Here is a 10,813-nt window from a genome sequence, read left to right on the forward strand (position 1 = left end):
GCGACGTTCTACTCTTGAGATTGGACGAGCGCAATGAGCACAACCCCTGCCGTGCTGCTCAGAATCAAGTCCTCTTCTTCGACCTTCACGCCGAAGGAGCAGAAAATTGCTCAGTTCATCCTTGCCAATCCCGTCGAGGCCTCCCGAATGACGATCAGCGAGATGGCCTCGAAGCTCCGACTTGCGGACTCGACCATCTTCAAGTTCGCGAAGCGGTTAGGCTACCAGGGATTCAGGGAATTCCGTGACGACCTTCTCGCAGATGCCTACGACCCGCAGACGTCCATCCACGAGAACATTTGCCCGGACGACGACATCCCGACCGTAACCCAGCACGTGTTCCAGTCAAGCATCAAGTCTCTCGAAGACACGTTGCGCCTGCAGGACCCCGAAGCGATATCGAACGCCGTCGACATACTCCTGGGGTCGACGCGAGTGTCATTCCACGGCTGTGGAGAGTCGAACGCAGTCGCCTACGACTCATACCAGAAGTTCCTTCGCTCTCCCCTGCGCTCCCAGTTCGCCCAAGACTACCACCTGCAGCTCATGCAGGCATCCGTCATGGGGCCGGAAGACTGCGCCATCATCATCAGCCACACCGGGCTCACCAAGGAGATGATCCACCTCTCCGCCATAGCAAAGGATGCGGGCGCGCGCACCATCGTCATCACGAGCTACCCCTCGAGCAAGCTGTTGGAGAATGCGGACGTGGTCCTCGTCTCCATCTCGGACGAGACGGGCTATCGCTCCGAGTCGCTCTCCAGCCGCATCTCCCAGCTCGTCCTCATCGACACGCTCTACACGGCAGTGATGTTCAGGATGCCCCAGGTATCAGAGACCCTGCACAAGATGCGCCGGGCGATTGCGACCACGAAGGCAGACTACTCGGGCCAGATGGACCCCCTCTAGGAGCGAGCCTAGCCCCTCCTGCCTATGGGGACGTAGGCGGAGTCCCCCATGACCGAACGGTAGGCGGGACGTATGATGCGCGCGGCGCCATAGAGCTCCTCCATGCGATGGGCCGCCCAACCGGCGCAGCGGGCCATGGCGAAGATGGGCGTGTAGAGGTCCTTGGGGATGCCTAGCATGGAGTACACGAAGCCTGTGTAGAGGTCGATGTTGGTGCTGATGGGCTTGGTGATGCCGCGCACCTCGCGCATGAGCTCGGGGCCAAGCCTCTCCACGCGGCCAATGAGCTCGAGCTTGTCCAGCTCCCCCTTCTCCTCCGCAAGCTTCCTCGCCTGCTCGCGCACGACCTCGGCGCGCGGGTCGCTCACGGTGTATACGGCATGCCCCAGGCCGTATATGAGGCCGGTCCCGTCGAAGGCCTCGCGCCCCAGGATGCGCGTGAGGTAGTCCGCCACCTGCGTGTCGCTCGACCAGTCGCCCACGTGAGCGGCTATGTCCTCGATCATCTCCCCTGCCTTGTAGTTGGCTCCCCCATGCTTGGGGCCCTTGAGGGAGCCCAGCGCGGCGGCGTAGGCGCTGTAGGCGTCCGTGCCCGAAGAGCTCAGCACGCGGCAGGTGAAGCTCGAGTTGTTGCCGCCGCCATGCTCCGCGTGCAGCATGAGCATGGCGTCGAGGAGCATGGCCTCGCTCCTGCTGAAGCCCTCGTCCCCCCGCAGCACGTCCAGGATGGTCTCGGCCATGGAGTAGCCCTCTCGGGCGGGAGGCACGCGCAGGCGCACCCCCTCGTTCGAGGCGACGTAGGCCTGGTGCGCAACGCTCGCCACGCGGGGCCAGCGGCCCAGAAGCGAGAGCGCCACGTCTATCTCGTGCTCGGGCGAGGTGTCGTCCGGGTTGCGGTCGAAGGCGTAGAGCAGGAGGGTCGCGCGCTGCAGCACGTTCATGATGGAGTGGCTGTAGGTGACGCGCGGGAAGATGTCCAGGTAGCCCTCGGGCAGCTGTCGGCGGGAGTCGATGCGCGCACGGAAGTCGTCGAGCTCCGCCTGAGTGGGCAGGACACCGGAGAGGAGGAGGTAGGCCACCTCCTCGTAGCCGAAGCGGTCGTCGGCGTGGCTTCCCTCCACAAGGTCCGAGATGGAGTAGCCACGGTACCTGAGGTCCCCGCGGTCGGGGACGAGGCGCCCGTCCACCTTGTTATAGCCATGCACGTTCGAGATGGTGGTGAGGCCCACAAGCACCCCGGAGCCGTCGGCGTTGCGCAGGCCGCGCTTCACGTCGTAGCGCTCGTAGAGCTCGTCCGGGAGCCTGTCCGCACGCTGCATGCCTTCGTAGAGGCCATCGGACGCGGCGGGACGCCCCAGCCCCTCGGAGGGCATGGGGTAGGCGTCGGCTATGTGGCTCAGGGCGGAGGTGTCCTTCGAGGTGAGGAAGCTCCTAGCCCGATGCGTCAGGGGACTCTTGGGCATGTCTCTTTCCACGCTCCTCTCGTCTGCCGCCATTGCGCGCGGGGGCGCCGCTGCGGCTGGCCGCGCTAGAGGCGGTACATGAAGTTGAAGACTTCCTCGCGCTGCATGTTGGTCTGCACGCCCAGCTCGCCCGAGAGGCCGCTCAGCTCGTCCTGGAGCGCGGAGAAGTCGACCTTGGAGTCGGCCAGGTCGACCAGCATGGTCATGGTGAAGGTACCCTGCAGGATCGTCTGGGAGATGTCCAGGATGTTTGCGCCGTGATGCGCGAGCGCCGCCGTGACCGCGGCCACGATGCCCGGGCGGTCGCTGCCCAGGACGGTGATGATGGCACGGGACTTGGAGGCTTCATCTGCTACCGCCATGTGGTGTTTCTCCCCTCAAAGAGCGCGTGGGCACCGCATCGGCGCCCACGCTGGTTCTGCGTCGTACCATTGTATGGCAGTCCCGCCCCCGTCCCGGCCGGACGGGCCAAGCGGGAGCACAAGCGTAACCTAGGCCGTGGCGGCCTCCTCGCGCTGGGCGAAGAGCTGCTGCACGTCCTCCTTGGTGGAGTCCAAGGCCACCGCAAGCTCCTGCAGGGAGCGCTCGCGCGCCTGCTTGAGGATGCGCTCGTACGCCACGGGCGGCTTCTTGTTGTTGGCCCTGACCTGCGCGATGCGGTGGCGGAAGGTCTTCGCCACGCGCACGGAGTCACGACAGCTGCCGCGGCGGATCTTGTTCTTGAAGTGCTCCTCCATGGCGTTGTTGTTGGGACCGAGCTCCACGACGTCCAGGTCGGGATACTCGCCGATGAGGGTCATCGCCTCGTCGTGGGTGAGGACGGGGCGCAGGCGCGACTCGCTCGCAATGGGGAAGCTGATGCGCATGGGATGCCTCACGCCCACGGGCATGAGCTGATAGCTGGGCTGGGGGTCATCGACCACCTCATCCACCCTGCAGACGCCCTGGCCCGGATGAACGATGTACTCCCCTACCTCATACATGCAGATGGCACCCCTTCCGTGTTCGGCTTCTTCGAGTCTATCACGGAAGGGGAGAAAATCTCAAATTCTGCTCTGTTTACTCTTGCACTCAGGTAAGGGTAGCCGTATCTTTATTTGTTTCCTTCTCGGCGATAGCCTAACTTGCCTGAACGGCGGCAGCCTCGGACTCCAGGCAGGAGAGGACCCAGGCGACAAGCCTGTCCTGCGGGTCTCCCGAGGCCTCGGCGAGCTCGTAGCCCCTCCCCCACACCGGGGTGAAGGCGACGTCCCTGACGCCGTCGTAGGCCGAGAGGGCGCGCGCGAGGTTGAGCTCCCCACAGAGCGCGGACTCGGTCTGGAAGAGCCCCGTGTTGATGCGCCAGTGTGGGGCGACCTTAGCCTGGCCGAAGCCCTCGTAGCTGCCACAGATGTGGTACAGCGGGTTCATGGACTGGACTCGGTCGGCCATGCTCACGCCCAAGGCGTCCTTCTTCACGACGTCCGCGCTCCAGGAGCTCACGTAGCTGCCGTCCCAGCCCTCGAAGGTCGCGTAGCTCACCTGGTTATTGGCCAGGAGGTCCGACACCGTGCGGTCGAAGTGGAGGGTGGACTCGGCGTCGATGCCAAAGAGCTGGTTCGCCATGGTAGAGCGGTCCAGCGCGTCGAAGGCGCAGACCTCCTTCTGTACCGGGCGGCACTTCGCGACGAAGTCCCAAAGCTCCGTGATGCGCGCGGTCTGGCGCGAGCTGCTGTAGGTGATCCAACGCGAGTCCGAGTTGAGGGCAGAGAGGTAGCTACCCAGGGACTCATAGACCGTGGACTGCACCTGGGAGACGCCGGTGGCCGACGTGGTGGTAGACGCGGATCCGGCCGAAGACGACTCCGCCCCCGTACCATCTCCGCCCGTCCCGGACGTGCCCGCACCAGAGGTCGTGGACGTGGAGCCGGCGGAGCTCAGGGCGTCGATCTCGTCCGCACCCGAGGCGGCGAGGTTGGGGTCGCCCGGAAAGCAGGAGTCGGACATGCGGGCAGGCGTGTAGGTGTAGGGGAACTCAGTGCTGGAGAGGAAGCTGCTCGCACCGTCCTCGATGCAACCTAGCAGCTGGTCGTAGTACTCGCCCGCAAGGTAGCTCCCGTCCGAGGTCTCCTCGAGCCCGAGGGCGTTGCCCTCGCCGTCCGTCAGACCGAGCTGGTTCACATAGTCACCGTAGGAGTCGGCGAGGTCGTGCGAGAGCTGGGCGGTCCAGCTGCCCTCCTTGCGCGTCCCCGTGGTGGAGAACTGGCCCATCATCCATTCGTACGCCCCGTCAGCGGTGTCGAAGGAGGTGACGGGACACCAGGAGGCGGAGCCGCAGATGGCGTCGGACACCGCGTTGCCCTCGTGGTCGTGCGTCACGGCGCCGATGGCCTCCAGGTACTTCTGGTAGAGCGCGGAGTCCCCGCCCGCACCGAGGACCGCCGAGACGCCGCCGCCCGCGCCGTAGCCCGCGACGAAGACGCGGTCCAGGTTGGCGGGGAGCTTGGAGGCGTTGTAGCGCAGGTAGCGCACGGCCGCCTTGAGGTCGACGACCGGCCAGGGTGCGCCGCCCGGATAGAGGTCCTGGGAGTCGCTCGCGATTCCCGCGGAGCGACCGCGGAAGCCCGCATAGACGTACACCATGCCGGCAGAGAGGTAGCGGCTCAGGCCGTCGTAGGAGTAGGAAGTGGGGCAGGCCTGGGCGTTGAGGCGGGCGGAGTTCACAGGCATGACGACGGGCGCCGTCTTGGGGGTGAGTCCGGCCAGGGTGGCGTCCTGCTTCACCGTGCACTTGTAGCTCTCGCCCGACTTCTGCGCGTCGAAGTAGGCACCCGGCACGAAGATGGCCAGGGACTCGTAGGACTCGCTGCCGGGCTTCAAGCAGTACTTGACGCCCAGCTGGTAGTAGCAGTCGTTGGCAGCGTCGTGCTTCCAGGCGTCGTCCTTGAGTGCCAGCCCCTCGAACTCCTCGAGAACGACGGAGGGCTGCTCCTGCTGCTGGTCAGTGGCCTGGTCGCCCGTCTGCCCGCCGGGACGCGCGCAGGCGGCGAGGCCCAGGCCTGCGGTTACGGCCGAGAGGGCGAGGAAGTCTCTTCTGCTGGCGTTCATGTGTCCTCCTAGTTGCGTGCGCTCCCCTGCGCGCCGTATCTGACGTTCGTGCCGGACGGCGCGCCCCATGACGTGGTGGCGCGGCCGCCCGGCGTCCGCGCTACTGGTCTCGGACGCTCCGTGAGATCTGGTCTGCCACCGACGCCCCGTGGCGGCGGTCCTCTCCCCAGAAGCAGCACGAGACCATGCCGGGGCCGACGTGGCAGCCGATGGTCGGCCCTATGGTCGAGATCATGGTGACGGCCGAGTCGTTGCCCTTGTGGATGATGTCCGCGAGGCGGTCGGCGTCGCGGGGGCAGTCGGCATTGCCGATGGCCACCACGTTGGAGAAGAGGTCGTCGTTGTGGTTCCGCTCGTAGAAGGAAGCCAGCTTGCGCAGGCCCTTCTTGCGCCCACGCGAGATGCCGATGACGCTGAGCGCCCCGTCGAGGTCAAAGGTGAGAAGGGGCTTCACGTCCAGGGCCCCGCCCAAGACGGCGACCGACTTGGGAACGCGCCCGCCGCGATGCAGGGCGTCCAGGTCGTCCACCATGAAGATGGTCTGCACGAAGTAGCGCGCCTCCTCCGCCCAGCGGACCATCTGGTCTGCCGTGAGGCCCTTGTCACGCTGGCGGATCGCCTCGACCACGAAGAGGTACTGCGCCGTCGATCCCAGCTTGAGGTCGACGATGCTGATGGGCAGGCTGTGGCCCACCTCCTCCTCCAGACGCGCGAGCGCCGTCTGGGCCCCCTCGTAGCAGCCCGAGATGCCGCTCGAGAAGCAGAGGTAGACGGTAGGGAGCTCGAGTTCCGCCGCCTCGCGGAAGGCGCGCTCGAACTCCAGCTGGGAGGGTTGGGAGGTCATGGGGCAGGCGCCCTTGCGAATCTCCTCGTAGAAGCTGTGGGGGTCACGGCTTTGGAAGAGGTCGTCCTCGCCGCTGAGCCCGCCCTCACGGCCGGCCTCGGTGTAACTGAAGTGCAGGCAGCGTATGCCGGAGTCCTCCACCATCTGCTGCGTGAAGTCGCAGGGCGAATCCGTCATCAGGTTGAACTTCGCTGGCATGCATCCTCCTCGGCGCGGGTGGGCCTGGGGCCGTGCCCGGCGTCGAGCGGACACGGCGGAACCTACTGATGGTATTGTACGCCCAAGGGTTTTGGACGTCCGAACGGGGGGGCTGCCTCATGCTTGGCTTTGGTCTGCGGAGGCGGAACGGCAGGGAGAAGGGTCCCCTGCCCGAGGGGACGAGACGGCTGGGCCTGGTGTTTCGCGGAGAGGTCCAGGGCGTCGGCTTCCGCTGGACCTCCCAGCACGTGGCCGGCGAGTCGGGCTGCACGGGCTGGGTCAGGAACGAGGACGACGGCAGCGTGAGCATGGAGCTCCAGGGGACGGACGACGCCATATCTGAGTTCTTCGGGCGCTTCTCGAACGCATACGCCCGCTACCCAATCGACTATCGCATCGACTCGAAGGTCGAGCTCGAGCCCGTGCCCGGAGAGGTCGGCTTCCGCGTGCGCTACTAGCTGGAGACGGCGCGCCGCGAGGCGGGCGGTCGCGTTCGAGCGTGCGAGCTGCAACATCCTGCACGCTGCCGCACACGTTTGCGTGTTCGCTACAGCACCACACACGCCGTTGCACACGCCCCCAGACGCCTAGCACGCCATCGCGCACAGTCGCAGCACCACGCACGCAGTTGCGCACAGTCGCAGCACCACGCACGCAGTTGCGCACATTCGCCGCATCGCGCACGCAGTTGGCAGATACCGCCAATGTGCGTAACAGCGTGCTGGATAATTTGCTTGTGCGCAACGGCGTGCTCAGCAGGACTGCAGGGGAATCCTCTCGCCCGTCTCGAAGGGCTAGGCGAGAAGGCCCAACAACGCATACGCCAACATGCCCACTGCGGCACAGAGGACCAGGGACTTCGTCCTACGCGCCACGATTGCGACGATGACGGCGGCGACCAGCCCGGACGCCGCTGCCAGCGGGTCGCGCGCGATGGCCGAGGGGTCGAGGAGGTCGTTTGCCACCAAACCGGCGAAGGCGGCGGCCGGTATGAGTCCGAGCGCCTCCCCGACACGGGGCGAGAGGCTCCTTCCCCTCAGGAGCAGCAGAGGCAACGTCCTGAAGGAGAGGATGGCAGCAAAGGTGACAGCCCAAGTGAGGGCGATCTGAGAGGCGCTCATGACCGGATACCCCCACTCCGGCCCCAGGCCTGCCAGGCAAGCCCGCAGACAACGCCACCGGCGGCGCCGAGGAGCACGGCTGCGCCCTGGAGGTCAGCGAGCTTGCAGACGAGGACGAGGAGTGCCGAGACAAGGGCCGCGACGTAGGTGGACCCGTCATGCAGCTGCCCCAGGAGCAGGCACACGAAGATCGAGGTCATGCCAAATGACATGAGCGCGGTGGGTAGGCTCACCATGCCACCTACGAGCACGCCTGCGGCATTGGCAAGCGCCCACGCGGACATGCAGAGGAGGTTGAGGAGAAGGCCGTCGCGAACGTCCCAGCCGGCATCTCCCGCAAAGCGGTCGAGGTTGACGCCGAAGGACTCGTCCGTGACAGTCGCCGCAAGCGCAAACGCGTCAAGGCGCGAACCCTTGCCCAGGTAGGGGGCAAGTCCCGCCGAGTAGAGAAGCTGTCGCGAGCTCACCAGCACGATGCTCGCAATGGTCGTGGGAAGCGGCATCCCAGCAAGGACCATCTGGGGCAGCACGAACTGGCCTGCGCCGGTATAGAAGGTGGACGAGAAGGCGAGGGCGAGGAGGGGACCGAAGCCAATCTGCGCCTCGAGCACGCCACAAGGGATCCCAATGACCAGGTAGGCGAGAACGACGGGCAGCGCATGGGGAAACACGTGCGCAAGCCGTCGACCCACGGTGCCATTGCCCCCCTCTTTTGAAGCCATTGCGCCCCCTTGCGCATCACCGACAAACCGATCCCGCGGGCAAAGGCTAGCACCCTCGAGAAGCGCGCCTTGGCAAAGCCACAGTCGGGAAACCATTCGGTCACGTCGCCTTAGCGCACCCCGCGCGATTTGGCATGCGGGAGGCGCGCGAAGGTGTACGCGCTTGCATGGGACACCGCAAGGAACAGATACCCACCCAACAGGAAAGCCCGTCTACCTTCACGCAGGTAGACGGGCCTTTTTTATGGTGGCGGGGAAGGGAATCGAACCCCTGACACGGGGATTTTCAGTCCCCTGCTCTACCAACTGAGCTACCCAGCCGAAGCGCTTGCGCTTGCAAGCCTGTTTAATATAGCAAAGAATCCCAAGCCGTCAACGGATTTCTCGAATCTCCTTCTCGTGAAGGTTCCCGACTAGAAGGCGCCGCCTCCGCCGCCTCCGCCGAAGCCGCCTCCGCCACCACCGGAGAACCCGCCACCACCTCCACCGCCGTCGCTGAAGGACGAGCTGGCGAGCTCGGCGGTGCTGACCTGGTGGGCATGCGAGATGTTCTCGCCAAAGTCCGCGACGGGCCTGCCCAGGCCGGGCTCGGTGTGATACCAACCGTACACAGGCATGATCTGGGGATCCTCGAGAATCTGTGGTGCGGCGATCTTGAGCTGCTTGATGACCTCCTCGGAGACACCGAGGACGACAGCCAGGACCAGGAGCTGGTTCCAGAGGACCACGTCCTGGGGAATGGCCTCCTCAAGGCGGGTGAAGTCGAGGAGCCAGCGCCTGAGTGCCTCCAGCTTCGCCTTGAGCTCGATCGCCTCGGAAGAGAGGCTCTCCATGCCGCGGGCGCTCCAGATCGAGAAGACTCCTGCGACGGCAAGGAGGACGGCCGCGGGCAGCCCCCACGTCCCCGCGACCTCTCCGATCAGCATGAGAAACGCCAGGCCCACGGCAAGGATGACGTCAATGCCGCCAAAGAGCGCCAGGCCCACACGACCGTTCGAATGCTCGTCCTCGGAGAAGCGGCGCTCCGTGAGGCAGGCCTCCACGGTCGTCTCCCAGTCCTCGTATGCGTCCCTGTATGTCTCGGCATCTGACTTTGCAACGTCACCAATCTCGGAGAAGTAGAGGGTGGTCGAGTCGCTGCGCGTGCCCTTTGGGGCAATCTTGCGGAAGAGGAACTTTATGGTGTCCTCGTCGATGCGTCGCGCCTGTGCCTCGCCTGGCCCCTTGGTACGAGCGATGGAACGGCCCACGTTGTTGGGAGTGAGCTCGAGCCGGTACTCGCTGTCCTGGTGGGTCCGGCCAAAGAGGCCCTTGCGGCTCGTCTTCACCATGCTGAGCTTTGCCATCCCAAGGTCGGTGAGACGCATGAGTGACGCAGTGAGGTCCTCCTGCTGCGGAGTGCCGCCCTTGATGAGAGCCCCCAGAACCGCGGGGTGGTCTGCGGAGGGGACGTCGCGGAAGTACTTGTCGTCGAACTGGGGCTTGTGCGTCTCCTTGTACCTCAGGCGCCTGGATATCGCATAGGCGCAGGACGCGATGGCGGCAAGGCCCCCGAAGCCCGAAAGCCCATACGAGATCGCCCGGGCCTTCGCACGCTTAGCGTTGGCCTCGTCTGCCCAGCCCTGCTCCTGCGAGGTGATGTAGTCGAGTCTCGCCTCGCTCGAGGCAGTCGCGTCAGAGAGCCATTCGGACGGGAAGGCGACGCGCGCCTCGGCGTACTCGGAGCTTCCCACGCCTGGCACGCTGTAGACGACGTTGCCGTCCACGACGTACACGCTGGCATCGAGGGGGCCGTGCCCCCAGACCCTCACGTTATCGCCCGCGCTCACCGTCTGGCCAGAGGGCACGGGTAGGTGCACCACGCAGCGAACGTTCTGGGACTCGACGTCCCAGCCATCCGAGACGAACTTCCAGTAGAGCTCGGAGGTGTCGGCGTAGCGACGTGCGAGCTGGGAGTCGACATAGTTGATGCGGAAGGTGGCCGACTCGTCCTCGTGCGCCGAATAGAGCTTCACCTGGAGGTAGCTGCCGTAGTCGGTCACCGTGTAGGTGCCGTCGTCGCCCGAGCTCGACATGGTGAAGGACTCGAAGGAGCCGTCGGTCACGAGGCCCACCTCGCCGATGGTCACCTGCACTTCCCTGCCCTCGTACTCCCCTTTGGGAATCTTCCAGTACACCCCATGGAACGAGCCATCGAAGTCGTAGATGCGGTCCTCGGTGACCGAGAGGCTGCCGTCCGTCGCCACGGTGGCGTCTATGTCCACGCGCGTGATGGCGTAGTCCTTTGCCAGTGCTCGCAGGGGCAGGAATGCCGCGGCAACGACCAGGGCAATCGCGGCAAGCAATACGGCATGGACCCGCATTTTGCGGGCATGGCTGCGGGGAAGCGACATGGTTCCCTCCGATCCGTCTCGGGGGAGGGCCCTGGAAGCCCTCTCCGTAAGAGGATACCAAAGCGGAATGCGCCAC

At 65.5% G+C, this 10,813-nt stretch carries 10 protein-coding genes and 1 tRNA gene; 2 read left to right on the forward strand and 9 right to left on the reverse strand.

Going from position 1 to position 10,813, the window contains the following annotated elements; translation table 11 throughout:
* Positions 1–33 precede the first annotated feature (33 nt).
* A complete protein-coding gene (locus Q5923_RS02520; RefSeq protein WP_303131939.1) occupies positions 34–909 on the forward strand; it encodes a MurR/RpiR family transcriptional regulator in 876 nt (291 codons plus the stop codon).
* A gap of 8 nt (positions 910–917) precedes the next feature.
* On the opposite strand, the gene Q5923_RS02525 is transcribed toward Q5923_RS02520, so the two are convergent.
* From Q5923_RS02525 to Q5923_RS02545, 5 genes are all read right to left on the reverse strand, one after another.
* Positions 918–2,372 carry a citrate/2-methylcitrate synthase gene (locus Q5923_RS02525; protein WP_303131941.1) on the reverse strand — a complete coding sequence of 485 codons (1,455 nt, stop codon included), beginning with the start codon at positions 2,370–2,372 and terminating at the stop codon, positions 918–920.
* A 65-nt stretch (positions 2,373–2,437) separates the two neighbouring features.
* A complete protein-coding gene (locus Q5923_RS02530; RefSeq protein ID WP_009279658.1) occupies positions 2,438–2,734 on the reverse strand; it encodes an ACT domain-containing protein in 297 nt (98 codons plus the stop codon).
* Positions 2,735–2,863: 129 nt separating this feature from the next.
* Positions 2,864–3,355: a CarD family transcriptional regulator gene (locus Q5923_RS02535; protein ID WP_303131944.1), complete on the reverse strand. Its 492-nt coding sequence runs from the start codon at positions 3,353–3,355 to the stop codon at positions 2,864–2,866.
* A 136-nt stretch (positions 3,356–3,491) separates the two neighbouring features.
* Entirely contained in the window at positions 3,492–5,459 is a 1,968-nt protein-coding gene (locus Q5923_RS02540) for a subtype A tannase (RefSeq protein ID WP_303131945.1), read from the reverse strand.
* A gap of 100 nt (positions 5,460–5,559) precedes the next feature.
* A complete protein-coding gene (locus Q5923_RS02545) occupies positions 5,560–6,501 on the reverse strand; it encodes a DegV family protein (RefSeq protein ID WP_009279661.1) in 942 nt (313 codons plus the stop codon).
* Between the two features lie 119 nt (positions 6,502–6,620).
* Between Q5923_RS02545 and Q5923_RS02550 the strand changes: the two genes are divergently transcribed.
* A complete protein-coding gene (locus Q5923_RS02550) occupies positions 6,621–6,959 on the forward strand; it encodes an acylphosphatase (protein WP_083558255.1) in 339 nt (112 codons plus the stop codon).
* Between the two features lie 336 nt (positions 6,960–7,295).
* On the opposite strand, the gene Q5923_RS02555 is transcribed toward Q5923_RS02550, so the two are convergent.
* From Q5923_RS02555 to Q5923_RS02570, 4 genes are all read right to left on the reverse strand, one after another.
* Entirely contained in the window at positions 7,296–7,622 is a 327-nt protein-coding gene (locus tag Q5923_RS02555; RefSeq protein WP_072499846.1) for an AzlD domain-containing protein, read from the reverse strand.
* Positions 7,619–8,344, reverse strand: coding sequence for an AzlC family ABC transporter permease (locus Q5923_RS02560; protein WP_303131948.1), 726 nt, complete (start codon positions 8,342–8,344; stop codon positions 7,619–7,621). The genes Q5923_RS02555 and Q5923_RS02560 overlap by 4 nt, the downstream gene beginning before the upstream one ends.
* Before the next feature lie 245 nt (positions 8,345–8,589).
* Positions 8,590–8,665 (reverse strand) — tRNA-Phe (locus tag Q5923_RS02565).
* A gap of 92 nt (positions 8,666–8,757) precedes the next feature.
* On the reverse strand, positions 8,758–10,737 hold the full coding sequence (locus Q5923_RS02570) for a DUF2207 domain-containing protein (RefSeq protein ID WP_303131950.1): 1,980 nt from the start codon (positions 10,735–10,737) through the stop codon (positions 8,758–8,760).
* Positions 10,738–10,813: the final 76 nt, after the last annotated feature.

Origin of the sequence: uncultured Olsenella sp. (assembly GCF_959602185.1) — a bacterium.
GTDB lineage: Bacteria > Actinomycetota > Coriobacteriia > Coriobacteriales > Atopobiaceae > Olsenella_I > Olsenella_I phocaeensis.